At 63.2% G+C, this 24,142-nt stretch carries 25 protein-coding genes; 22 read left to right on the forward strand and 3 right to left on the reverse strand.

What is annotated here, in order from left to right; translation table 11 throughout:
- Window positions 1–44: 44 nt before the first annotated feature.
- Window positions 45–1,187 carry an OmpA family protein gene (locus tag SADO_RS12510; RefSeq protein ID WP_353111884.1) on the reverse strand — a complete coding sequence of 381 codons (1,143 nt, stop codon included), beginning with the start codon at window positions 1,185–1,187 and terminating at the stop codon, window positions 45–47.
- Between the two features lie 204 nt (window positions 1,188–1,391).
- Here SADO_RS12510 and prfB point away from each other — a divergent pair.
- Together prfB and lysS are read left to right on the forward strand one after the other, a co-directional pair.
- Window positions 1,392–2,490, forward strand: a protein-coding gene (prfB, locus tag SADO_RS12515; RefSeq protein ID WP_353111886.1) for a peptide chain release factor 2 whose coding sequence is annotated in 2 segments (ribosomal slippage) — window positions 1,392–1,463 and window positions 1,465–2,490 — 1,098 coding nt in all. Because the reading frame shifts where the segments join, the coding sequence is not laid out codon by codon here.
- A 30-nt stretch (window positions 2,491–2,520) separates the two neighbouring features.
- On the forward strand, window positions 2,521–4,035 hold the full coding sequence (lysS, locus tag SADO_RS12520; RefSeq protein ID WP_353111888.1) for a lysine--tRNA ligase: 1,515 nt from the start codon (window positions 2,521–2,523) through the stop codon (window positions 4,033–4,035).
- 30 nt (window positions 4,036–4,065) lie between these two features.
- Here the strand turns inward: lysS and ygfZ are convergent, their stop codons facing one another.
- The gene (gene ygfZ, locus SADO_RS12525) at window positions 4,066–4,947 is read right to left on the reverse strand and encodes a CAF17-like 4Fe-4S cluster assembly/insertion protein YgfZ (protein WP_353111890.1); all 882 of its coding nucleotides are present in this window, start codon (window positions 4,945–4,947) and stop codon (window positions 4,066–4,068) included.
- A 129-nt stretch (window positions 4,948–5,076) separates the two neighbouring features.
- Between ygfZ and SADO_RS12530 the strand changes: the two genes are divergently transcribed.
- The 8 genes from SADO_RS12530 to SADO_RS12565 all read left to right on the forward strand — a co-directional run bounded on the left by SADO_RS12530 (window position 5,077) and on the right by SADO_RS12565 (window position 11,079).
- Window positions 5,077–5,289: a DUF1674 domain-containing protein gene (locus SADO_RS12530; protein ID WP_353111892.1), complete on the forward strand. Its 213-nt coding sequence runs from the start codon at window positions 5,077–5,079 to the stop codon at window positions 5,287–5,289.
- Between the two features lie 42 nt (window positions 5,290–5,331).
- Window positions 5,332–5,718, forward strand: coding sequence for a succinate dehydrogenase, cytochrome b556 subunit (sdhC, locus tag SADO_RS12535; RefSeq protein ID WP_353111894.1), 387 nt, complete (start codon window positions 5,332–5,334; stop codon window positions 5,716–5,718).
- A gap of 45 nt (window positions 5,719–5,763) precedes the next feature.
- The gene (gene sdhD, locus SADO_RS12540) at window positions 5,764–6,150 is read left to right on the forward strand and encodes a succinate dehydrogenase, hydrophobic membrane anchor protein (protein WP_353111896.1); all 387 of its coding nucleotides are present in this window, start codon (window positions 5,764–5,766) and stop codon (window positions 6,148–6,150) included.
- Window positions 6,150–7,943 (forward strand): succinate dehydrogenase flavoprotein subunit, encoded by a 1,794-nt coding sequence (sdhA, locus tag SADO_RS12545; RefSeq protein WP_353111898.1) that lies wholly within the window; start codon window positions 6,150–6,152, stop codon window positions 7,941–7,943. The genes sdhD and sdhA overlap by 1 nt, the downstream gene beginning before the upstream one ends.
- Before the next feature lie 60 nt (window positions 7,944–8,003).
- Complete coding sequence (locus tag SADO_RS12550; RefSeq protein WP_353111900.1) at window positions 8,004–8,783, forward strand: succinate dehydrogenase iron-sulfur subunit; 780 nt, start codon at window positions 8,004–8,006, stop codon at window positions 8,781–8,783.
- Window positions 8,784–8,871: 88 nt separating this feature from the next.
- A complete protein-coding gene (locus tag SADO_RS12555) occupies window positions 8,872–9,129 on the forward strand; it encodes an FAD assembly factor SdhE (protein ID WP_353111902.1) in 258 nt (85 codons plus the stop codon).
- Between the two features lie 5 nt (window positions 9,130–9,134).
- Window positions 9,135–9,602: a protein YgfX gene (locus SADO_RS12560; RefSeq protein ID WP_353111904.1), complete on the forward strand. Its 468-nt coding sequence runs from the start codon at window positions 9,135–9,137 to the stop codon at window positions 9,600–9,602.
- Window positions 9,603–9,669: 67 nt separating this feature from the next.
- Window positions 9,670–11,079: an alpha/beta fold hydrolase gene (locus SADO_RS12565; RefSeq protein ID WP_353111906.1), complete on the forward strand. Its 1,410-nt coding sequence runs from the start codon at window positions 9,670–9,672 to the stop codon at window positions 11,077–11,079.
- On the opposite strand, the gene nadB is transcribed toward SADO_RS12565, so the two are convergent.
- A complete protein-coding gene (nadB, locus tag SADO_RS12570; protein ID WP_353111908.1) occupies window positions 11,064–12,722 on the reverse strand; it encodes an L-aspartate oxidase in 1,659 nt (552 codons plus the stop codon). The genes SADO_RS12565 and nadB overlap by 16 nt on opposite strands.
- A gap of 221 nt (window positions 12,723–12,943) precedes the next feature.
- Here nadB and rpoE point away from each other — a divergent pair, with 221 nt between their 5' ends.
- The 12 genes from rpoE to cysM all read left to right on the forward strand — a co-directional run bounded on the left by rpoE (window position 12,944) and on the right by cysM (window position 24,136).
- Window positions 12,944–13,519 carry an RNA polymerase sigma factor RpoE gene (rpoE, locus tag SADO_RS12575; RefSeq protein ID WP_353111910.1) on the forward strand — a complete coding sequence of 192 codons (576 nt, stop codon included), beginning with the start codon at window positions 12,944–12,946 and terminating at the stop codon, window positions 13,517–13,519.
- 7 nt (window positions 13,520–13,526) lie between these two features.
- Entirely contained in the window at window positions 13,527–14,195 is a 669-nt protein-coding gene (locus SADO_RS12580) for a sigma-E factor negative regulatory protein (protein WP_353111912.1), read from the forward strand.
- Window positions 14,192–15,187 (forward strand): MucB/RseB C-terminal domain-containing protein, encoded by a 996-nt coding sequence (locus tag SADO_RS12585; RefSeq protein WP_353111914.1) that lies wholly within the window; start codon window positions 14,192–14,194, stop codon window positions 15,185–15,187. Before SADO_RS12580 ends, SADO_RS12585 begins: the two co-directional genes overlap by 4 nt.
- Window positions 15,188–15,305: 118 nt before the next feature.
- Window positions 15,306–16,805, forward strand: a complete 1,500-nt coding sequence (locus SADO_RS12590; RefSeq protein ID WP_353111916.1) for a DegQ family serine endoprotease — start codon at window positions 15,306–15,308, stop codon at window positions 16,803–16,805.
- 124 nt (window positions 16,806–16,929) lie between these two features.
- Window positions 16,930–18,729 (forward strand): translation elongation factor 4, encoded by a 1,800-nt coding sequence (lepA, locus tag SADO_RS12595; protein ID WP_353111918.1) that lies wholly within the window; start codon window positions 16,930–16,932, stop codon window positions 18,727–18,729.
- A 20-nt stretch (window positions 18,730–18,749) separates the two neighbouring features.
- Window positions 18,750–19,529, forward strand: a complete 780-nt coding sequence (gene lepB, locus SADO_RS12600) for a signal peptidase I (RefSeq protein WP_353111920.1) — start codon at window positions 18,750–18,752, stop codon at window positions 19,527–19,529.
- Window positions 19,530–19,551: 22 nt separating this feature from the next.
- Entirely contained in the window at window positions 19,552–19,974 is a 423-nt protein-coding gene (locus SADO_RS12605) for a DUF4845 domain-containing protein (protein WP_353111922.1), read from the forward strand.
- Window positions 19,964–20,701: a ribonuclease III gene (rnc, locus tag SADO_RS12610; protein WP_353111924.1), complete on the forward strand. Its 738-nt coding sequence runs from the start codon at window positions 19,964–19,966 to the stop codon at window positions 20,699–20,701. The genes SADO_RS12605 and rnc overlap by 11 nt, the downstream gene beginning before the upstream one ends.
- Window positions 20,698–21,591 carry a GTPase Era gene (era, locus tag SADO_RS12615; protein ID WP_353111926.1) on the forward strand — a complete coding sequence of 298 codons (894 nt, stop codon included), beginning with the start codon at window positions 20,698–20,700 and terminating at the stop codon, window positions 21,589–21,591. Before rnc ends, era begins: the two co-directional genes overlap by 4 nt.
- Window positions 21,592–21,611: 20 nt before the next feature.
- Window positions 21,612–22,373 carry a DNA repair protein RecO gene (recO, locus tag SADO_RS12620; protein ID WP_353111928.1) on the forward strand — a complete coding sequence of 254 codons (762 nt, stop codon included), beginning with the start codon at window positions 21,612–21,614 and terminating at the stop codon, window positions 22,371–22,373.
- The gene (locus SADO_RS12625; RefSeq protein ID WP_353111930.1) at window positions 22,370–23,137 is read left to right on the forward strand and encodes a pyridoxine 5'-phosphate synthase; all 768 of its coding nucleotides are present in this window, start codon (window positions 22,370–22,372) and stop codon (window positions 23,135–23,137) included. The genes recO and SADO_RS12625 overlap by 4 nt, the downstream gene beginning before the upstream one ends.
- 78 nt (window positions 23,138–23,215) lie before the next feature.
- Window positions 23,216–24,136 (forward strand): cysteine synthase CysM, encoded by a 921-nt coding sequence (cysM, locus tag SADO_RS12630; RefSeq protein WP_353111932.1) that lies wholly within the window; start codon window positions 23,216–23,218, stop codon window positions 24,134–24,136.
- The last annotated feature ends 6 nt before the right edge of the window (window positions 24,137–24,142 follow it).

Consider the following 24,142-nt stretch of genomic DNA (forward strand, 5'->3'; position numbering starts at 1 on the left):
CGAAGAGGCCGGGCCCGACTTTCAAACAGTCGGTCTTACTGGCGTTACTGCTCGGTAACGTTCAGTTCGACGCGACGGTTCTGAGCGCGGCCAGCGGCCGTCTCGTTGGTCGCAACCGGGTTGGACTCGCCATGACCCTGCGTGCCGGTGATACGGCTCGAGGTGATGCCGTGCTGGATCAGGTACTGCTTGACCGAATCCACACGACGCTGCGAGAGGCCCTGGTTGTACTGCTCGGTGCCGATGCTGTCGGTGTAGCCGTCCATGCGGAACTTGACTTCCGAGCTGGCCTGCAGCGCATCAACAACGTTGTTGAGGCGGTTTTCGGCCTGCATCGTGAGCTTGGAGGAATCGAATTCGAAGGTCACGCCCTTGAGGACGATCGGTGCCTTCTTCTCGATCGGGCAGCCACGTGCGTCAACTTCGGTGCCACGCGGGGTGCCGGGGCACTGGTCGTTGGCATCGATGACGCCGTCGCCGTCGCTATCCATCGGCTGTGCCGGAGCGGGGGCCGGAGCCGGCTCAGCAGCCTGCGGGGGCGCGCCCAGCGGGATCTGGAGGCCCACCGAAACGATCTGGTCGTTGTAGCGAGCGTCTTCGTAGCCCGCGCCGAGGACGTCGGCTGAATCGACGGTGGTGTAACGATAGCGATACTCGGCGCGAACGGCGAGACCGTAGTCGTTGAGCTGGTACATGTAGCCCAGGCCGGCGTCGAGGAAGTCGGCATCTGCGTCGTCACCGACTTCGGCGCCGTTGATCGAGCCGTAGCCCGGATCGGTCTTGCCGAAGGCCGCACCCAGGATGCCGTAGACCGGCAGGGTGTCGCGGGCCGGGAAGAACAGCGCGTCGAGACCGAAGCCGTACAGGTCGGCGTCATCGGCGTCGTTGTTGTTCAGATCCTGGTCCGGGTTGAAATAGAAACCGAACAGTTCCAGGTTCAACCAGCTGTTGATCGGCTTACCGATCGCAAGCGTGCCGCCAATGCTGTCGTTGTTGTCGGTTTCAAGTTCGCCAAAGCTGCTGCCGGCGCCGCCAATGCGGTCGTTATCGAAGAAGCCGTAGCTGACCATCGGCGCCACATAGAAGCGCTTGTCCTGCGGCTTATCCATCTGCGCCATTGCACTAGTCGCGAAGGCGAGCCCCAGCGCGCCAGCAACACCTGCGGTGAGTGGTTGCTTAAATTTCATAGTTCAAAACTCCCTTGAACGGGTTTAGGTTTGTTGTGCGGTCCCATTCACCAACCTGGCGAACAAGCGTTCCCAAACCGGTGACGTGCAACCGGATTATGGGGCCTATCACTGGATTTAGCAATTAATCGTCGCGGTTGTGCTGTAAATATTTAGCTGCAATGATCCGCGCCCGAAACAATCACTGTAACCCTTGGAAAGCCGATGGATACGAACGCTGTGAACACCCGAATGCAGGATCTGCGCGAGCGGTTGGGCGACCTCAGGGGGTATCTTTGACTACGCTGAGAAAAAGGATCGGCTAGACGAAATAGACGCGGAACTCGCCCAGGGCGAGATCTGGGCTGAGGATCCCGACAAGGCTCAGGCGTTCGGTCAGGAAAAAGCGCGGCTCGAAGATGTCGTGGGGCCTATGGAGCGCTCGCAGGCGATCCTGGACGACAGCGTCGAGCTGGTCGAAATGGCCGTTGCCGAGGGCGACGAAGACGTTCTCGCGGATATCGATGCCGAACTGACCACGGTCGAATCGCATTTGAAAAGCCTCGAGTTCCGGCGAATGTTTTCGGGCGAAGCTGACGAGAGCAATGCGTTTGTCGATATCCAAGCCGGCTCCGGCGGTACCGAGGCACAGGATTGGGCCGAAATGCTGCTGCGGATGTACCTGCGCTGGTTCGAACGGCGTGGCTTCGAAACCGAGGTCACTGAGCTTTCGGCGGGGGATATCGCGGGCATCAAGAGCGCGACGATCGCCGTGACAGGCAGTTATGCCTACGGCTGGCTGCGTACCGAAACCGGCGTGCATCGGCTGGTGCGCAAATCGCCCTTCGACTCCGGCGCGCGTCGTCATACGTCGTTCGCTGCTGTATTCGTTGCGCCCGAAATCGATGACGACATATCTATAGAGATAGACCCGTCCGATCTGCGCGTCGACGTGTATCGCGCCAGCGGTGCGGGCGGGCAGCACGTCAACCGGACCGAATCCGCGGTGCGCATCACTCACGAGCCGACCGGCATCGTGGTGCAGTGCCAGAATGATCGCTCGCAACACAAGAACCGCGCGACAGCCATGAAGCAATTGCAGTCCAAGCTGTACGAGCGCGAATTGGCTGCCCGTCGCGCGGAGGCGGAAGTCACGGAAGCCGGCAAGTCGGATATCGGCTGGGGCAGCCAGATTCGTTCTTATGTGCTGGATCAGTCGCGAATCAAGGATTTGCGCACCGGCGTGGAAGTCGGCAACACGCAGGCCGTGCTCGATGGCGAGCTCGACGTGTTCGTCGAAGAAAGTCTCAAGCAGGGGCTCTAGCAGCAGGACCCGGGAAAAGGACCCAACTCAATGACCGATTCCAGTTCGAACGACACCGATACCCATCGGCTCGTCGCGCAGCGCAAGGAAAAGCTCCAGGCCTGGCGCGACCAGGGGCACGCGTTCCCCAATGATTTCCGCCCGGACGCACTGGCTGGCGACCTGCAGCGCGCACATGCTGACGATGACGCGGACACATTAGACGCGGCCGGCAAGGAGGTCGCCATCGCTGGCCGTCTGCTGGCTAAGCGCGTGATGGGCAAGTTGAGCTTCGCCACGCTGCAGGATCGCAGCGGCCGGATTCAGCTTTTCATGCAGCGCGACCTGCTGGGCGAGGATGCCTACAAGGCGTTCAAGCAGCTCGATATCGGCGATATCGTTGGCATCAAGGGCCCGCTGTCTCGCACGAACAAGGGCGAGTTGTCGGTCCGCGCAAGCCAGTGGCAGCTGCTGACCAAGTCGCTTCGTCCGTTGCCGGAGAAATGGCACGGCCTGTCGGATACCGAGGCGCGCTATCGCCAACGCTATGTCGACCTGATCATGCATCCGGACTCGCGCGCGGTATTCCTGGCGCGTAGCGCGATCGTGCGGGGCGTACGCGATTTCTTCGAAGCTCGGGGGTTTCTAGAGGTCGAGACACCCATGCTGCAGGCCATCCCTGGCGGTGCGGCGGCCAAGCCGTTCGTCACCCATTACAACGCGCTGGATCACGACTTCTATCTGCGTGTGGCGCCTGAGCTCTATCTGAAGCGGTTGGTCGTCGGCGGACTTGAGAAGGTTTTCGAACTCAACCGCAATTTCCGCAACGAGGGCGTGTCGACTCGACATAATCCCGAGTTCACGATGCTCGAGTTCTATCAGGCCTACGCGGACTATCACGTGCTGATGGACGAGATCGAGGCGCTGTTCCGCGAGCTCTCAGCCAAGGTCTTTGAGAAGCATTCCGGCGCTTGCAACGAGCAGTCCGTACGGTTCGATGCACCGTTCGAACGGCTATCCATGCGCGATGCTGTTCTCAAGTATAACGAGAATATTGACGCGCAAGCGATTGACGATAAAGCGTCATTGATTTCAGCAGCGGAAGCCGCAGGTGTTCGTGGCAAGGACGAATGGGGCCACGGCAAGTGGTTGACCGAGCTTTTCGAGGAAACGGTCGAGCACCGCCTGGAACAGCCGACATTCGTGATCGACTATCCTGCCGAGGTGTCCCCGCTGGCCCGGCGCCGGGACGACAACCCCGATGTCACCGAGCGTTTCGAGTTGTTCGTGGCCGGGCGCGAGATCGCGAACGGCTTTTCCGAGCTCAACGATGCCGAAGATCAGGCTGAACGCTTCCGTGCCCAGTCAGAGGCCAAGGCCGCAGGTGATGACGAGGCCATGTATTTCGATGCGGACTACGTGAACGCACTCGAGTACGGGCTGCCGCCGACGGCGGGGGCGGGTATCGGCATCGACCGTCTGGTCATGTTGTTGACCGGGCGCTCCGCCATACGCGACGTGCTGCTGTTTCCCCAGCTGCGGCCGCAGGGCGTACCCAACGAGTAGGCACGCCTCAGTCCGGGCTCCCGCTTTGCTTCAGGCCGGGGTTGGGTACGGCAAATCGAGCAGGGACAGTCGCGTGTCAGGGGTTGCCAGCGCGTTGTCCGCTGCTCGAACTTTCAGCACGGCGAGGGCAGTGCCGCTGCTGTTGTCCGATGCGCTCGGCGCGCAGCGTACGACGGTGCCTTGGCGCTCGCCCGCTTCGTCGAGCACATCATCGCCGGGCGCTGGCGGGCGGCCCTGCCATTCCAGGCGGAACATGCGCCGGCTAAGTGTGCCGCGGTAGTGAAGGCGTGCAATCACTTCCTGACCCGGGTAGCAGCCCTTGTCGAAGTCGATCGCCATCAGCCAGTGCAGGTTGAGCATCTGCGGCACGAACAGACCCTGAGTCGCGCCGAAAATGCTCGGGAGGCCGCTGTCGATCTCGCTGCGTTCCCATTCGTCGCTATCTGCAGATACCGCGCCCGCAAGACTGTCGTCGCTGTCGGCAGGCGCAAGCACCAGTGCGCGCGGGGTGTCTTTGCTGCCCGCCGGAAGGCCGAGCAGGGTGTGTATGCCTTGTTTCTCGCACCGGTTGGCCACGGGCAGATCGCCGCCGGTCACACCCTCGATACGCAGAGAGTCGCTCATGTCGGCGACGTCGACCTTCGCGCGTAACACGAACATGCGTAACCGTTTGATCAACGCGGGAATCAGTTCGCGCGGCACGATCAGTAGATAAGCCCCTTCGTATTCGCATACACGAGCCACCATTTGCGTGCGTCCCTTGGCGTCGCACCAGGCGGCCAGGAAATGGCGATTCGGCCCGAGGCGCATCACATCATTCGTGAGCTGCGCGCGCAGGAAATCAGCGGCGTCCGTACCGGTCACGGCGATGGCCCCGAGCGGCGCGGCGCGAAGCGGTTCGGCGTCGGTCATGTCTGCATCCAAGTCGTCATGTGGGCGTATTCTAGCCCGTGCGTAAACCGGCTGTGCGCGGTGTCGCGCCCGGTTGATTCAGCCAATGTTCACATTGCCAGAAACACATCACCCGTTTAGAGTATCGCCATGTCAGACGAACGTTTGCCGGCCTCGGACGAGCCTCAGGAACCTGCCTCCACTCGCTCGACCGAGAAGGATCCCGCGCCCGGCGCTTCCGACCCCACGCCGCTGCCTGCGGCCGAGTCTCCAGATCAGCCCCGTGAGTACGGTGGCCGAAAGGGTCCCGACCCGGTGCGCTATGGCGACTGGGAGAAGGGCGGACGCTGCATCGACTTCTGACCCCCTTTTCGATCCGTTTTCCACCGCTATTCGGGGACCTTCATGAGTCAACAGGCCAACCGCCCGCTCTCGCCGCATCTGCAGATCTACCGCTGGCAGATATCGATGCTGACCTCGATCGCACACCGTGCTTCGGGCATCGTGCTTTCGATCGGCAGCGTATTTCTCGCGATATGGCTGATCGCCGCGGGTAGTGGCCCGGACACTTTTGCCAGCGTCAACGGATTCGCGGCGTCCTGGTTCGGTCAGCTGCTCATGTTCCTGTGGTCCTTTGCGCTGTTTTATCACCTGTGCAACGGCATCCGTCACCTCGTGTGGGATGTGGGCGTCGGCCTGGATCTCGAAACCGCGCGCCTGACCGGCTATGCCGCGATCGGTGTCGCCGCCGCGCTGACCCTGTTTGTCTGGATCTGGGCCTTCATCGCCTGATAGCCGCCTGATCCCAATCGATTTCGTGTTCCGGGAGACTTTGAAATGAGCAGTATTCGTTCATCACTCGCGAGTGCGCGCGGGCTGGGCAGTGCCAAGACAGGCGTAAGCCATTGGTGGGCCCAGCGCGTAAGCGCAGTCGCGCTCGTGCCGCTGACACTCTGGTTCGTCGCCTGCCTGGCGTCGCAGCTGGGCGCTGACTATTCCAGCGTCACCGACTGGTTGTCCTCGCCGCTGCAGGCTTCGCTGCTGGCGATCTATCTGGCGGCGATCTTCTATCACTCGCAGCTCGGCCTGCAGGTCGTGGTTGAAGACTATATTCACCACGAAGGTCTCAAGATGGGGCTGCTGATCACGTTTCAGCTGGTCAACATTATCCTCGCCGTGGCTGCCATCTTTTCTGTAATCATGATTCTAGTAGGAGCCGCCTGATGAGCGAGAGCTACGACATCATCGACCATCAGCACGACGTCGTGGTGGTGGGTGCCGGTGGTTCCGGTCTGCGCGCGACGCGCGGGCTGGCCGACGCAGGGCTTTCGACCGCCTGTATCACCAAGGTCTTTCCCACCCGTAGCCATACCGTGGCCGCGCAGGGCGGCATCGCCTCCGCGCTCGGCAACATGGGCGACGACGACTGGCGCTGGCACGCCTACGACACCATCAAGGGCGGTGACTGGCTCGGTGACCAGGATGCGATCGAGTACCTGACCAAGGAAGCCATTCCGGCAATCATCGAGCTCGAGCACGACGGCGTGCCGTTCTCGCGCACGGAAGACGGGCGTATCTACCAGCGTCCGTTCGGCGGCATGACGACCCAGTTCGGCGAAGGCCCAGCCGCGCAGCGCACCTGTGCCGCGGCCGACCGTACCGGCCACGCGCTGCTGCATACGCTGTATCAGCAGTCGCTAAAGGCGCGCGCGGAATTCTTCATCGAATACTTCGCCACCGACCTGCTGATGACCGAGGACGGCGAATGCCGCGGCGTGCTGGCTTGGGATCTTCAGGGCGGCAAGCTGCATCGCTTCCGGGCCCAGCAGGTGATTCTGGCGACCGGTGGTTACGGTCGTGCCTACTTCTCCTGCACGTCCGCGCATACCTGCACCGGCGACGGCATGGGTATGGCGCTGCGTGCCGGCCTGCCGATCCAGGATCCCGAGTTCGTGCAGTTCCACCCGACCGGTATCTACGGTGCAGGCTGCCTGATCACTGAAGGCGCGCGCGGCGAGGGTGGCTATCTCACCAACTCTGAAGGCGAGCGTTTCATGGAGCGCTACGCGCCGAACGCCAAGGATCTGGCCTCGCGTGACGTGGTCAGCCGCGCCGAAACGGTCGAGATCAACGAAGGCCGCGGCGTGGGCGAGAACAAGGACCACACGCTGCTGCATCTCGAGCACCTCGGCCCCGAAGTGCTGCACGAGCGCCTGCCGGGCATCACCGAAACGGCAATGATCTTCTCCGGCGTGGATGCCACCAAGGAGCCGATTCCGGTCCTGCCGACCGTGCACTACAACATGGGCGGCGTGCCGACCAACGCCTTCGGCGAAGTGGTCACCCTCAAGGACGGCGATCCGGATTCGGTCGTGCCCGGCCTCATGGCCGTGGGCGAAGCCGGCTGTGTGTCGGTTCACGGTGCCAACCGTCTCGGCTCCAACTCGCTGCTCGATCTGGTGGTCTTCGGCCGTGCCGCTGCCCACCGTTGCACGGAAGTTGTGCGCAAGGGCGCGCCGCATCGCGGTGACATCAAGGCCTCCGAGCAGAAGGCGTTGGAACGCTTCGATCGTCTGCGTCATGCCAACGGCGACACGCCCACGGCCGAACTGCGCTCGAGCCTGCAGAACTCGATGCAGAAGTACGCGGCGGTTTTCCGCAACACGGAAAGTCTCAACACGGGTGCGGAGCAGATCAGTAAGGAAGTCGAGGCGTTCGCGAACGTCGGCGTGACCGACCGTTCGATGACCTGGAACAGCGATCTGGTGGAAACCCTCGAGCTCGAGAATCTGCTGGGCTGCGCGATCACCACGATGCACGCAGCGGCCAACCGCAAGGAAAGCCGCGGCGCGCATGCCCACGAAGAGCACACCGAGCGCGACGACGAGAACTGGATGAAGCACACGCTCATCTGGCATGACGGTGGCCCGGATACGCATATCGACTATCGGCCGGTGCACATGCAGCCCATGTCGGACGACATGCAGCACGTTCCGCCGAAAAAGCGTACCTACTGACACACTATGGCCGCCGGCTCCCGTGGCCGGCGGCGCGTCTTTGAGTAACGGAGGCCTGTCATGGCTGAATTTCGACTGCCGAAGAATTCGCGGATTGCCAAGGGCAAGAAGTTCGATGCGCCCCAGGGTGCAACGAACACCAAGACGTTCCGCATCTACCGCTGGGAGCCCGAGTCGGGCGAAAACCCGCGCGTGGACAGCTTTACCATCGATCTCGACAAGTGCGGGCCGATGGTTCTCGATGCCGTCATCAAGATCAAGAACGAGGTCGACCCGACGTTGACCTTCCGCCGTTCCTGTCGTGAGGGCATTTGCGGCTCCTGCGCGTTCAATATCGACGGCAAGAACACGCTGGCCTGCACCACGCGTATCACCGACATCAGCGGCGACGTGCGGATCTATCCGCTGCCGCATATGCCGGTGGTCAAGGATCTGGTGCCGGATCTCACGCACTTCTACGCCCAGCTCGAGTCCATCGAGCCGTGGATCAAGACCGACACGCCGGCACCGACCCGCGAGCGGCTGCAGACGCCGGAGGACCGTGCCAAGCTGGACGGCCTCTACGAATGCATCCTGTGTGCCTGCTGCTCCACGTCCTGCCCGAGCTACTGGTGGAATCCGGAGCGTTATCTGGGCCCGGCCGTGCTGCTGCAGGCGTACCGCTGGATCGTCGATTCGCGTGACGAGGCCACGGGCGACCGGCTGGACGATCTGGAAGATCCGTTCAAGCTGTATCGGTGCCACACGATCATGAACTGCACCAATACCTGCCCGAAGGGTCTGAACCCGGCCAAGGCGATCGCCGAGACCAAGAAGCTGCTGCTCGAACGCCGCGGCTAGCACGACCCGATGCGGCCCGCCTTTGCGCGGGCCGCTTCATTTTCAACGCTGTTCCAATAGCCGATCTGGTCGGCCACCCGGGTAAAGCATGAGCGAAAAATCGCGTATACGCTGGATGTGTCGTCGCGGCATGAAAGAGCTGGACGTGCTTCTCGAGCGCTTCATGGTCGCCGACTACGACGATCTGGACGCGCGCGAGCATGCCGCCCTGGTCGAGCTCGTCGAAATGGAAGATCCCGATCTCTACATGCTGGTCATGGGGCGCGCCGAGCCGGCGCATGACCTGCAGGCGGATCTGCTTTCGCGTATCCGTCAGTTCCAGCGGCCACAGGGCGTCGCCCGCTAGACGCGATGTCCAACCCTTTCGCGGATACGTTGCACGTGCGTGTGCACCCGTCCGCGACGCATCAGGCGTTGATCGTGCTGATGTACGGATTGGCCCTGATCGTAACCGCCGCTTTAGCGCTTCATCGGCCGGTTCTCTTTGTTTTCCTGCCCTGTGTAGCCATCGCAGGCTGGCTGGCATGGCGACGTGCGCGCCTGCGTACCGAGCGCGCCATCGTGCGTCTGCGTGTCGGCGCCAACGGCATCTGGCATTGGCAGCAGCGCTCGGGTGAATGGCAATCCGGGCAGATCGCAAGCGCCGTATGCGTAGGCGATTGGCTCGTCTCGCTTGGACTGCGACGCGATTCTCGGCGTTTTTTCACGCGGCCATGTCTTCTTTTCTCCGATGCACTCTCCGATGTGGACCATCGACATCTGCGAGCGCGCCTGACCATCACGGAGCTCGGCAGTTCTGCGACTCGCGATGCGCCCTGATCGTCCTCGGTGCGGCTACACCCGCGTAATCGCAGCCTGCGTGGCGTTGGCTTGGGCAGCGCCGTCGATGGCCACCAATGCTCATGTCGAGTGGTCCGAATGCCCTGCGGTGGACACCCAGGGGAGCGCTGCCGAGATGCAATGTGGCTGGCTGCATACGGGCGAGAAGATCGAGGCAGCGCCGGTACGGCTTCGCTTTGCAGTGCTGCGCGCGCGACCGGGCCAAAGTGACCGTGAGCCGGTCATTCATCTGCCTGGCGGGCCGGGGGAGAGTGCCGGCCTGAACCCGCAGGCGCTCGCAGGCTGGCGGCAATGGCAGCAACGCGCGGGTTGGCCGCACGATATCGTGCTTTTCGACCCGCGCGGTACGGGCGAAAGCCAGCCCCCTGTCCGCTGTAATTCCGGCGTGGTACCGCCGTGGCGCAACGTCGAAGCAACTATCGGAGAAGACGACAACGAGCTGACCCGCGAGGCCGCACGCGCGGCGCGCTGTCGGCGCCGACTGGGTGATGCCACGGCCGCCGCGCTGGGCCCGGACGCACAGTTGCGCGACCTGAAAGTGCTCATCGACGGTCTCGGGTTCAAGCGGGTCAACCTCTGGGCGGTTTCCTATGGCACCCGGCTGGCGCGCCTGTTCGAGAGCCGACATCCGCAGCGGGTAGCGTCATTGGTGCTGGATTCGCTGGTGCCGTTCACGGAGAACGAGCTGTTGGCGATGCCACGGCAACTGCAGGGCGCGATCGAGCAGCTTGCTGTCTTCTGTGATCAGCCGGCGAGCCGCTGCGCGTCGTCTGCGCCGGCACGTGCGATTGAAGCGTTGCTGGCGCGCTACCGGAGATCACCTGCGGTTTTGCGGTTGGGCGATGCGCGCTGGGCAGGTCGGCGTTTCGAGGTCACGCCGTATCGGCTGCTGCTCATGATTCTGTTCGCGAGCTACGAGCCGGGCCGCAGTGCGGATACCGTGCAACGTATCGAACGGGCGCTCAGCGGTGATGCGGCGGCGCTCAGGCCGTTGGCTGCGCGCCTCGAAGGGCAGGCGCGCAACGACGATCGCAGCGAGCCGGTGTTCTGGAGTACTCGTTGCGCCCTCGACGGAAAGGAGGCCGATGAAGGTGCCTGGAGAGACGCTCTTGTCCAGGCGCCGCTGGTCGCGCCCTACGTGGCCCAGGCGCGCCAGGCGTCGGTCTGTGATCGGTGGCCCGTGCCCGAGGTCGAGCCGCCGGCGACTGGCGAGCAAGCAGGGACGCCGACGCTAGTCGTCTCCGGTACGGCGGATCGCATTACGCCGCCAGCCTGGAGCGACAGTTATGCCCTGGGTCGGCCAAACGTAAAGTGGGTCGATGTCCCCGGCGCGGCTCATGTTTCGACACTATCGAACGCCTGCGCACAGCGCGTCGTCGGGTCGTTTCTTCGAAGCCCGGAACAAACGCCGGTCGTCGACTGTACGAGCGAGGAGCCCGATCAGAGCGGGCGATAGACCACGCCGAAGCCTGCGCGAGGTTCTACCTCGGGTGAGAGCACCGTATTCATCGCGCGCGGCAGTGTATGCGGATAGTCGCGGATGAAATGCAGGCCACGACTTTCGCGCCGATCCAGCGCGCTGCGAATGATCAGCTCCGCGACCTGGGCGAGATTGCGCAGTTCCAGCAACCCGGGGGTGACCCGGAAGCTGCCGTAATAGTCGTGGATCTCGCGCCGCAGCAGCTCTATACGATGCAACGCGCGCTCAAGTCGTTTGGTGGTACGAACGATGCCGACGTAGTCCCACATGAACCGGCGCAGCTCCTGCCAGTTATGGGCGACCACGACTTCCTCGTCGGAATCCTGTACGCGCGATTCGTCCCAGGCGGGCAGATCGATCGGCACGGGTCGTTCGTCGCGTTGTTCGATATCCGCAGCGGCCGCACTCGCATAGACGATGCATTCCAGCAGCGAATTGCTGGCCATGCGGTTGGCTCCGTGCAAGCCGGTGAAGGCGCATTCGCCGACGGCGTATACGCCGGCGATATCGGTACGCCCGGCGAGATCGGTGATCACACCGCCGCAGGTGTAATGCGCGGCGGGCACCACCGGCAAAGGATCACGACTCATGTCGAGGCCGAGTTCCAGACAGCGCTGGTTGATGCCCGGAAAATGCTTTTCGATGAAGGTCTTGTCGTGATGGCTGATATCCAGCCAGACATGCGGCTGGCCGGTACGCTTCATCTCCGCGTCGATCGCGCGCGCCACCACGTCGCGCGGTGCGAGTTCGGCGCGTTTGTCGTGACGCGGCATGAAGCGGCTGCCGTCAGCCAGCCGCAGCACCGCGCCTTCGCCGCGCAGTGCTTCGCTGATCAGGAAGGACCGGGCCTCCGGGTGGAACAGGCAGGTCGGATGAAACTGCATGAATTCCATGTTCGCCACGCGCGCGCCGGCGCGCCAGGCCATGGCGATGCCGTCGCCGCTGGCTGCGTGCGGGTTGCTGCTATAGAGATAGACCAGATTCGCGCCGCCGGTGGCCAGCACGGTCTGGTCTGCGGCGAAGGTGCGCACGATATCGGCCTCGATATCCAGCACATAGACACCGCGACAGCGCCCGCGGGGCTCGCTGTCGTCGGCCATCATGATCAGTTCGACCGCCATGTGGTTCTCGAACACCGTGATCTGCGGCGTGTTCCGCGTCAGGCCTTCGAGCGTGGTCTCGACCGCACGGCCGGTGGCGTCCTCGGCATGGATGATGCGCCGATGGCTGTGCCCGCCTTCGCGATTCAGGTGATAGGCATAGCCGGCGTCGCCTTCGTTGCCGTCGGCGCGGGTAAACGGCACGCCGCGGTCGATCAGCCATTCGATGGCTTCGCGGGAGTGGGAGACCGTATGGCGCACGGCAGCTTCGTCGCACAGACCCGCGCCGGCATTGAGGGTATCGGCGACGTGCGCCTCGATACTGTCCTGCGCGTCGAGCACGGCCGAAATGCCGCCCTGGGCGTAAAGTGTGCTGCCTTCAGCCAGCGCGCCCTTGGAGATAACCGCGATCCGGCGGCCGCTGCCGGCCAGGCGCAGTGCGAGCGTAAGGCCTGCCGCGCCGCTGCCCACGACCACGACATCGAAGCTTTGGACGGAGTGTGGATCGGTCTCTGGCATGACGAATCGTGCTTGCGTCGATAGACTGAGCGCCCCGACGCGAGGCGTCCCATTCAAAATGGTTGGCGGGCAGATGACGGCTGGCAGCATAGCGCAAAATTGTCGCGAACTTATTGTTGAATCCGCGGTCTACGTGGGTATCGGCGATTTGACGCGCCACAAAGACGAGGTAATTGCGCGACGTTATTCTTGCTCTACGGTTAACTCGGCGCTGCATCTAGATGACTGAAGACGTCAGCGACGAGCAACTGGTAGCCCGTGCCCAATCCGGCGACGACCGGGCGTTTGACTTGCTCATCCGCAAGTATCAGCACAAGGTCGTGAAACTGGTGGCCCGCTACGTAAATCCGGCGGACGCCCAGGATGTGGCACAGGAAGCCTTCATCAAGGCGTACAGGGCGCTGGGTGGATTCAAGGGCAATAGCGCTTTCTATACATGGCTCTACAGAATATCCATCAACACGGCGAAGAACTTTCTGGTGGCCCGCTCACGCCGGCCGGCCAGTCAGGACATCGACGTGGCGGATGCCGAGGCCTTCGGGCATACGGATCGTTTCTCGGAGCAGGACACGCCCGAGGCGTTGCTGGAGAGCGAAGAGATACGCGATGCCGTGATCGCGGCCATCGGCGAGTTGCCGGAGGATCTGCGTACGGCGATCATGCTCCGGGAACTAGACGGCATGAGCTACGAAGAGATCGCACAATCAATGGATTGCCCAGTAGGTACGGTACGATCACGCATATTTCGTGCACGCGCGGCGATCGAGCAGAAACTGGTGTCCCTTTCGGACAAGTGAGGTCAGCATGAACGAGCAGTTTTCCGCATTCCTGGACGGTGAAGCCACGCGCGACGAAGCCGATTCGGTGATCAGCGCATTGCTGCGCGACAATCAGCTGCGCGACAGCTGGGGTCGCCAGCACTGGCTTCGCACTACCTTGCGGGCGCACAGCGGCGAGGTTGCCGTACCGCTCGATCGTGACTTTTCGTCGCGGGTGATGGCTGCCATCTCCGAAGACAAGCCCGAATCCGTGGCTGCTCGCCGCGTGGTACCGATGCGTGTGGCTGCACGTCGGCGCTGGCGCAGCATGGCAGGGCTCGCCGCAGTCGCCTCGGCAGCCGGCATCGTGCTGCTGGTGAGCAATCCGCTGCAGCGCGATGGAGCGGGAGGAACCAGTCCCGGCGCGACCGTCGCCGCAAACGCCTCGCCCGTGTCGTCGGCCACGGCGGATGACGCCGGCGAGATGGTGGCCTCGAACGAGCTGTCCAGCGACATGCTTCGCAAGGCCGGCCCGAGCAACGCCGCCATTCAACAGGGCCCGGCTGATCACTGGTCGGTTTCGGACCCGGACCTCGAAGACGAACTCAACGGCTATCTTGTCGAACACAATGGTCTGGCGCGCGGCTACGGCATGTCCGGCACCACGCCCGGCTTTGTTCGCGTGGCCACCTATGGGCAGGAAACGACGCAGTGACACGAGCGCTTTCTGCGTTCCTATGGCTGTTCGTCTTTTCCGCGCTCGCCGGCGCTGCCTACGCCGCCGACGACGCTCCATCTGAAAGTTCGATCAACGACCTGCTCGGCCGCGCCTCCCAGGCCGTACGCAGCGAAAACTACCGTGGGATTCTGGTTTACCTGCGAGAAGGTCAGCTCGACACGCTGCGCGTGACCCATCGCTACAGCGACGGTCTGGAGCAGGAGCGACTTGTATCGTTGACTGGCCAGCCGCGCGAAGTGATCCGCCGCGGTGGCGTGGTCACGTCGATTCTCCCCAATAACGAAGTCGTGCTTATATCGCGCCACAAACGCGAGAGCCTGCTCGGCAGCGTGGCGCAGTTCTCGGCCGATCGCATGCGCGAACATTACAGCGTGAGCGATATGGGCCAGCGTCGATTGGCCGATCGCATCGGCCGGCTGGTGCGGATCGAGCCGCGCGACAAGTACCGCTATGGCTATCGAATGCTCATCGATGAGCAGACCCAGTTGCCGCTCAAACTCGACCTCATGCGCGACAACGACGTGCTCGAGCAGCTGATGTTCACGCAGATCGAATTTCCCGGATCGATTCCGGAAAGCGAGTTCGAGCCCGGCTACGACATCGAAGGCTTTCGCGTGGTCAAGCATCAGGCGGTTCAGGTCGAAGACAAACCGGTCCCCGAAGACGCCTGGCAGCCCACCGATCTGCCGCCCGGTTTCGAGCTGGCCGAAGACGGTGTGCGCCGCGTGACTGAATCCGGCTATGTACGCCAGATGCTGTTCACGGACGGCGTCGCCACGGTCTCCGCGTTCATTGCGCCGGAGGGCTTGCGCAAGCCGCTGGAAGGCGCGACGACCATGGGTGCGGTCAACGCGTTCGGCCACGTGGTAGAAGGCACGCAGATCACGGTGGTCGGCGAAGTGCCGGCGATCACCGTAGAGCAGATCGCTCGCAATCTCGTTCGCGAGACCAAGGCAGCCGGTAACTAACACTGATTCGTGACGGCGCGTGGACGCCTGCGCTAATGTCGGTGCCCGGTGGGCGGCCCAAGCGGCCGACCTCACGCTCAATATATTGATTGCCAGGCCACGGGAAGAGCGAATCGCCATGAATATCCGCCCACGTTCCACGCAAGTTGCCGTGCTGCTGCTGATGCTGCTTGTCCTACTGGCTGGCTGCGGTGACGACGAGGCGCAGTCGACCCCGATCAGCGGCGGCCAATTGCCGGACTTCACGGGGCTCGTGAAGCAGGCGTCGCCCGCGGTGGTGAATATCAGCGCTGTGCCGGCGGAAGACGAAGAAGCGGCGGGCAACTCGGACGAGGGCAGCGAGAACCCGCTGGAAGGTTGGCTCAAGCGCTTCTTCGAGGATGGCCCGGGTCAGGGGCAGATGCCGCGACAAGGGCCGGGCGAGGGCGAGCGTTCGCCGTTGCCGATGCCCCGCGGGCCGGGCGCGACGCCGCATCCGTCGCTGGGCTCCGGCTTCATCATCTCTTCGGACGGCTACATCCTCACCAATCGTCATGTCGTGGCGAATTCGGGCCAGATCGTGGTCAAGCTCAACGATCGCCGTCAGTTGCTCGCCGAGGTGGTCGGTCAGGACAGCTATAGCGATCTTGCCGTGCTCAAGGTCAATGCCAAGGATCTACCCACGGTGAAGATCGGCGATCCGGACAAGCTGCCGGTCGGATCCTGGGTCGTGGCCATCGGTTCGCCGTTCGGGTTCGAGACCTCGGTCACCGCGGGCATTGTCTCGGCCAAGCAGCGCAGTCTGGCCAGCGATCAATATGTGCCGTTCCTGCAGACCGACGTCGCCATCAATCCGGGCAACTCCGGCGGGCCGCTGTTCAATCTCAAGGGTGAGGTCGTGGGGATCAACTCCCAGATCTACAGCCAGACCGGCGGTTATCAGGGCGTGTCATTCGCCATCCCCATCGACATCGCGATGGATGTCGCCGGGCAGCTGCGCGAAAACGGCAGCGTTACCCGCGGCTGGCTGGGTGTGCAGATCCAGGACGTGGATCGGGAGCTGGCCGAGTCGTTCAAGCTCAAGCGTCCCGAAGGCGCACTGGTTGCCCGGGTGATGCCCGAATCGCCCGCGCAAGCGGCGGGCCTGCAGGCGGGCGATGTGATCCTGCTGTTCAACGATCATCCGGTGGATTCTGCAGCGGCGCTGCCACCGCTTGTGGGCACGGTCGAGCCGGGCCGCAGTGCCACGGTCACGGTACTGCGTGACGGTGAGCGTGAGCAGATCGATGTCGAGATCGAAAAACTGCCCAAGGATCTCCTTGCCGGTGGGCCGACGAAAGACAAGGCTCCGGAGCAGGCGAAACAGCCCTTTGGCCTGACGCTGGAGTCTCTGGATACCGCGCAACGCCGCGAACTGGAACTGGAGCAGGGCGGCGTTCGCGTGACCGAGGTCGCCGAGGGCGCGGGCGCCGACGCGGGCCTGCAGCCGGGCGACGTTGTACTCGCGGTCGGGTCGAAGAATGTCGAAGACGTCGCCGCGCTGCGCAAGGCGCTCAAGACGGCCGATGGCCCGGTCGCATTGCTGGTTCTGCGCGAGGGCAATCGGCTTTATCTGGCCATGCGTCCTGGAAAAGGTTGAACGCAGCGACGCCTACGGCTGAAACGCCGGGGCGCGACGGCGTATACTGTGTGACTATCGCATCGCCCCGGTTTTGCCGGGGCGATTGTTTTATGTCGCCATCGCGCGCCGCAATGAAGTCCTGATGCAGTCACGCATACGCAATTTTTCCATCATCGCGCATATCGACCACGGCAAGTCGACGCTCGCGGATCGCTTCATCCAGGCCTGCCGGGGGCTCACCGAGCGGGAAATGGCCGAGCAGGTGCTCGACTCCATGGATCTCGAGCGTGAGCGCGGGATTACCATCAAGGCGCAGGCAGTCACCCTCGACTACCAGGCGGCCGATGGCGAGACCTACCATCTGAACTTCATCGATACGCCGGGGCACGTGGATTTTTCCTACGAAGTCTCGCGCTCGCTGTTCGCCTGCGAAGGCGCATTGCTGGTGGTGGACGCATCGCAGGGCGTCGAAGCCCAGAGCGTGGCCAACACCTATACGGCGATCGAGCAGGATCTCGAAGTCCTGCCCGTACTCAACAAGATCGATCTGCCCGCCGCCGACCCTGATGGCGTGTCGCAGCAGATCGAGGACGTGATCGGTATCGACGCCACCGATCGGCTGCTTTGCTCCGCCAAATCGGGCGAGGGCATAGCCGACGTGCTGGAAGCAATCATCCGTCGCATTCCGGCGCCGGAAGGCGATCCCGAAGCGCCGTTGCAGGCGTTGATCGTGGACTCCTGGTTCGACAACTACCTCGGCGTCGTGTCGCTGGTGCGTATCCGCAACGGTCGGCTCGCGAAGGGCGACCGTATGAAGGTCATGTCGACCTCACGTGAGTACCAGGTCGACGACGTCGGCATCTTCACGCCCAAGAAAAAGCCGCTGGCAGCGCTGGAAGTCGGCGAAGTCGGTTACGTGATCGCAGGCATCAAGGATATCGACGGCGCGCCAGTGGGCGATACGCTCACCCACGCGCATGCGCCCTGTGCCGAGCGGGTGCCCGGCTTCAAGCAGGTGCAGCCGCGCGTGTTCGCCGGGGTGTTCACGGTGGATTCCGACCAATACGAGGATTTCCGTGACGCGCTCTCGAAGCTGCGCCTGAATGATTCCTCGTTGAACTACGAGCCGGAAACGTCGGCCGCCCTCGGTTTCGGTTTCCGGATCGGCTTCCTCGGCATGCTGCACATGGAAATCGTGCAGGAACGCCTGGAGCGTGAGTACGGTCTGGATCTCATCACCACCGCGCCGACGGTGGTTTACGAGGTGCTCACCACCTCAGGCACCGTGCTCTCGATCAGCAATCCGCAGTCGCTGCCCAGCGTCGGCGAGATCGAGGAAATCCGCGAGCCGATCATCCACGCCAGTATTCTGATGCCGCAGGAGTATGTGGGCCCGGTTCTGCAGCTGTGCATGGAAAAGCGCGGCGTGCAGAAGGACATGCAGTACATGGGCAACTCGGTGGCCATGAACTTCGAGCTGCCGTTATCGGAAGTCGTGCTCGATTTCTTCGACAAGCTGAAATCGGTGTCGCGTGGATTCGCTTCCTTCGAATACGATTTCGCGCGTTTCCAGGCGGCGCAGCTTGTACGCCTGGACGTCTTGATCAACGGCGACCCGGTCGATGCGCTCGCGCATATCGTGCATCGTGACAAATCCTACGAGCGTGGCAAGGCGCTGGTGGAGAAGCTCAAGAAGATCGTGCCGCGCCAGATGTTCGACGTCGCGATTCAGGCCACGATCGGCACGCGCATCATCGCGCGCACCACGGTAAAGGCCATGCGTAAGAACGTGACCGCCAAGTGCTACGGCGGTGACGTCTCGCGCAAGCGCAAGCTGCTGGAGAAGCAGAAAGAAGGCAAGAAACGCATGAAACAGGTGGGCAGCGTGGAGATTCCGCAAGAAGCCTTCCTCGCCGTGCTCTCGACCGACGACTCCGATTAGCGCGCGGGAGCGTGTAGGCGATGAACAACGTGCATATGGATTTCGAGGCCTGGCTTGCGATCGCAACCCTGGTGACCGGTGTCGTGTGGCTGGTGGATCGGCTCGTGCTGCGCGCGCGTCGTGGCCCGCACGAGGAGGCGAACGCCGTCATCGAATTCGCGCGTTCGTTCTTCCCGGTGCTGATCGCCGTTCTGGTACTGCGTGCTTTCGTGTTCGAGCCGTTCCGTATTCCCTCGAAGTCCATGGTGCCGACGCTGCTCGTTGGCGACTTCGTGCTCGTGAACAAGTTCAGCTACGGACTGCGCGCACCGGTTTTCCATACCAAGTTTCTTGATCTGGGCGAGCCCGAGCGTGGCGACGTCGTGGTGTTTCGCTATCCGCCGGATCCCACCAAGGACTACATCAAGCGTGTGATCGGCATGCCGGGCGATCAGGTCGCCTACGCGGACGAGCAACTTTTCATCAACGGCGACCCCGTGTCGCTCGAGGATCTGGGTATCTACAACGGCCCGGACGGTGAAGCATTCTCCACCATGCGCGAGTTTGTCGAATCCTTGCCGAACGGCGCCAAGCATCCGGTGCTACAGGTGGAAGGCCGGCGTGGCCCGGACGTGAGCGTCACCGTGCCGCAGGATCATTTCTTCGTGATGGGCGACAACCGTGACAACAGCGCGGACTCTCGGGTCTGGGGCTTCGTGCCGGAGCGCAACCTCGTCGGCAAGGCCTTCATGATCTGGATGAGCGTCGATTTCGGCGAATTCGACGTGCGATTCGACCGCATCGGCAATATCCTGCACTAGCCACATGACTGCGAGCGTGACCATGTCTGACTGCCGACCATTCCCGGCCTCGTCTTCAATCGCTTCCATGCACCGCCAGCGTGGCATGACGATGTGGGGGCTGATTTACGTACTCTTCACCGCTGGCCTGTTGCTGCTGGTGGGGATCAAGGCCGTGCCGGTCTATCTGAATGCCTACGATATCCGCGAGACGATCGAGTGGGCCGCCGAGCAGCCGGACCTGATGACGGTGCCGGCCGCACAGATCCAGAGCGCGATCCAGCGTCGTTTCGACGCCGGCTATGTCGACAACGTGAAAGGCCGCGACGTGGCCGTCAGCCGCGTAGCTGGCGGCGGACGCGAGATTTCGATCGCCTACGAAGTCCGTCGTCCGCTCATGTTCGACGTGTCGCTTGTCTTTGCGTTCGAGGAAACGGCGCCGCTGACGGGGACCGATGGCGGATAGCAACGAAAACCAGGCACACGCGCGTGCGACGCTGGAAGCGCGTCTCGGCTATGTGTTCGAGACGCGGGAGCTGCTGGAACAGGCGCTGACACATCGCAGCGCCGCGCCCGATCACAACGAGCGGCTCGAGTTTCTCGGCGACGGGGTGCTCAACTTCGTTATCGCAGCCGCGCTGTTCGAACAATGCGTCGATGCGCCGGAAGGCGATCTGTCCCGGCTGCGTGCGGCACTGGTACGTGAACGCACGCTGGCCGTCATTGCCGATGAAATCGAACTGGGTCAGGCCATCGTTCTCGGGCCGGGCGAGATGCGCAACGGCAGCCGTCGACGTGTGTCGATTCTGGCCGACGGCGTCGAGGCGTTGTTGGGTGCGATCTATTGCGAGGGCGGATTCGACGCGGCGCGCAAGGTCATCATGCATCTCTACGCCCAGCGATTGGCCACACTGCCCAGCGCCGCGAGCCTGAAGGATTCCAAGACGCGGCTGCAGGAATGGCTGCAAGCCCGCGCTAGAAACCGCCCCGAATACGAACTGGTGAGCGTGACCGGAGCGGATCACTGTCAGCATTTTGTCTCGCGCTGCACCCTCGTCGATACCGGCGCCGCCGTCGAAGGCGAGGGCGGTGGTCGGCGCAAGGCTGAACAGGACGCGGCCCGGCGTATGCTTGAGACACTCGAAACCGATCCGGACACGGACAACGCAGCCACCAAGGACACCCCCCAATGAGCGACTCCCAGACCACCCGAAGCGGCATGGTTGCCCTGGTGGGCCGGCCGAACGTCGGCAAGTCAACGCTCGTGAATGCGCTCGTCGGCGAAAAAGTCAGCATCGTCACGCCCAAGCCGCAAACGACCCGGCACCGTATCGTTGGCGTGCTCACCGAACCGTATATGCAGATCGCGCTGGTGGACACGCCCGGCTTGCACACCGGCCAGCGCAGCGCGCTCAATCGGGTGCTTAACGAAACCGCGATGTCGAGCCTTGCCGGTATCGACGTGGTGCTGTTCGTGGTCGAGGCTGGCCAGTGGCGCGCCGAGGACGAGGCAGCGCTGGAGCGATTGAAGTCGTTGCGCACCCCAGTGGGGTTGATCATTAACAAGGTCGACCGCGTGCCCGACAAGACCGAGCTGCTGCCCTATATCGAGCAGATGAGCGCGCGGCGCGAGTTCGCGTTCATCGCGCCGGTTTCGGCACAGAAGAAGAAGAATCTGGATTCGATCGTTGCCGAATGTGCGTCGCGCATGCCGGAAGGCCCGTTCCTCTTCCCCGAGGACGAATACACCGACCGCAATCTACGATTCATCGCCGCGGAAACGGTGCGTGAAAAGCTCACCATGTACATGCAGCAGGAGCTGCCGTACTCCGCCGCGGTCGAGATCGAGCGCTTCGAACAGGGCGAGGAGCAGATCGAGATCCATGCCTGTGTCTGGGTCTCGCGTGACAATCACAAGGCCATGGTGATCGGCAAGGGGGGGTCGATGCTCAAGCGCATCGGTCGCGCAGCGCGCCTGGACCTGGTCGAGCGGCTGGACCATCGCGTCGATCTTCGCCTGTGGGTGAAGGTGCGCGAGAACTGGATCGACAGCGAAGCCAGCGTGCGCGATCTTGGCCACTAAACGCGGCGCTTAGCACGCCCATGCGGGTCGAACTCTCGCCCACGATCATCCTGCATCGGCGGGCCTGGCGCGATACGAGCTTTCTCATCGAGGCGTTGTCGCGCGAGCATGGCAGAATCGGCCTCGTAGCCAAAGGCGCGCGTCGGCCGAAATCGCGCTGGCGCGGGCTGCTCGAGCCCCTGGCCGCATTGCAGTTGTCGTGGAGCGGGCGTGGCGAGTTGTACACGCTCACGGATATCGAAACGTTGCGTCGTCATGCCTTGTCCGGCAACGCGCTCATGGCGGGCTTCTATGCCTGCGAACTGGTGCTGCGCCTGATTGCCCGCGACGACCCTCATCCTGCAATCCACGACAGCCTTTCGGCGCTACTCGCGGCCTTGTCCGACGGCGCGCCGGCGATTGTGGCGCTGCGGTTCTTTGAGCGCGATCTGCTCGATGAGCTGGGCTACGGTGTGCCGCTGGATACCACCAGCGATTCCGGCGAAGCCGTCGTCGCCGATGCCGATTATTTCTACGATGCCGAACTGGGCCTGCGCCGTGCCCATGGCCAGGGGCAGGCCGACGATGTGCGTGTATCCGGCGCGGCCCTCATTGGTCTCGTCGAAGGCCGCTTCCCCGGACGGGCCCAGGTACATGAGGCTCGCGCCCTGATGCAGGCCGCCATCGCGCCGCATCTGGGCGGTCGCCCCTTGAAATCGGTGGAAACGCTCAAAGCAATGCAGGCATTCAAGGCGTCCGGCAGCCCGGCCGCCAGCGCCCCGTCTTCCGGAGATCGACAATGACCAACAACCACAACTCAAACGGCCACGCGCCGCTGCGCCTGGGTGTGAACGTGGACCATGTGGCTACACTGCGCCAGGCCCGCGGTACCACCTATCCCGATGTGGCTGCCGCCGCGCGTTCGGCGATGGCGGCCGGCGCCGACAGCATCACCGTGCACCTGCGTGAGGATCGCCGACATATTCAGGATGCCGACGTGGAGGCGCTCACCGCGGCCGGCGATGTGCCGGTGAATCTCGAGATGGCACTGACAGCGGAAATGCTCGATATCGCCGATCGGCTCAAGCCGCGCGACGCCTGTCTCGTACCCGAGCGCCGCGAGGAGCTGACCACCGAGGGTGGCCTCGACGTCGCCGGCCAGGTCGAAGCAGTACGCGACGCCGTGACCCGGCTGCAGGGCGCGGGCATCCATGCCGCGCTGTTCATCGATCCGGATACCGCTCAGATCGACGCCGCAGCGGACGCCGGCGCGCGTGTTATCGAACTGCATACCGGCGCCTATGCCGATGCCGCCGAAGGCGGCGACCGCGATGCCCAGCTCGAACGGATCGAGTCAGCGGCCGCCCACGCGCACTCGCTCGGCATCGAGGTGCATGCTGGTCACGGGCTGACTACCGACAATGTCGGGCCCATCGCCGCGATCGAAGCCATCGTGGAGCTCAATATCGGCCATGCACTGATCGCAGATGCGGTTTTCGTCGGTATTGCCGAAGCCGTGCGCGCGATGCGTGCCGCCATGGATAGCGGGCGTCGCGCGCTGCGTTGACGCGGCCTTGGTTCATGCGCGTTGCACACCACTGAAACCCCGTTAACCTGTCGTGGTCCGCACTGCTAGAATCCGCCAATGAACAGCAAGAACAACCTTTATCCCACCCTCGATCAGTTCGTCGGCAACAGCGCGCTGACGCGACTGCAACGGCTGCCTGAAAGCTATGGCGGCGACGCATCGAACACGCTGCTGGCCAAGCTCGAGGGCGACAATCCCGCCGGTTCGGTCAAGGATCGGCCCGCCTACAGCATGATCCGGCGCGCCGCGGAGCGCGGCGAGATCAAGCCCGGCGATACGCTCATCGAGGCGACCAGTGGCAATACCGGCATCGCGCTGGCCATGGTTGCGGCCATGCAGGGCTATCGGATGGTCCTGATCATGCCGGAGAACATGAGCGAGGAACGCCGCGCGTCGATGCGGGCCTACGGTGCGGAGATCATTTCCGTGTCCGAGTCCGAGGGTATGGAAGGCGCTCGAGACCTGGCTGCCGAGATGCATCGCGACGGCAAGGGCGTAGTCCTCGACCAGTTCGCCAATCCCGACAACCCGCGTGCCCATTACGAAACCACCGGGCCGGAACTCTGGAACGCCACGAACGGCCAGATCACGCATTTTGTGGCGACCATGGGTACCACCGGCACCATCATGGGTTGCTCGCGCTATCTCAAGGAAAAGAACCCCGATATCCAGATCATCGGCGTGCAGCCAGCGGGCGAGTCCAAAATTCCCGGTATCCGCCGCTGGCCCGAGGAATATCTGCCGAAGATCTTCGAGCCGGAGCGTGTCGATCGCGTGATCGACGTCGAGCAGAACGATGCCGAGACCGCGATGAAACGTCTTGCCAGGGAAGAGGGCGTCTTCGCGGGGCCGTCCTCCGGCGGCAGCGTTTTTGCCGCCCTGACACTGGCCCAGGAGTTGGAGAACGCCACGATCGCCATGATCATCTGCGATCGGGGTGATCGTTATCTGTCGACCGGGGTGTACGACAAGCCGTGAAGCTGT

Origin of the sequence: Salinisphaera dokdonensis CL-ES53 (assembly GCF_040361215.1) — a bacterium.
Taxonomy (GTDB): Bacteria; Pseudomonadota; Gammaproteobacteria; order Nevskiales; family Salinisphaeraceae; genus Salinisphaera; species Salinisphaera dokdonensis.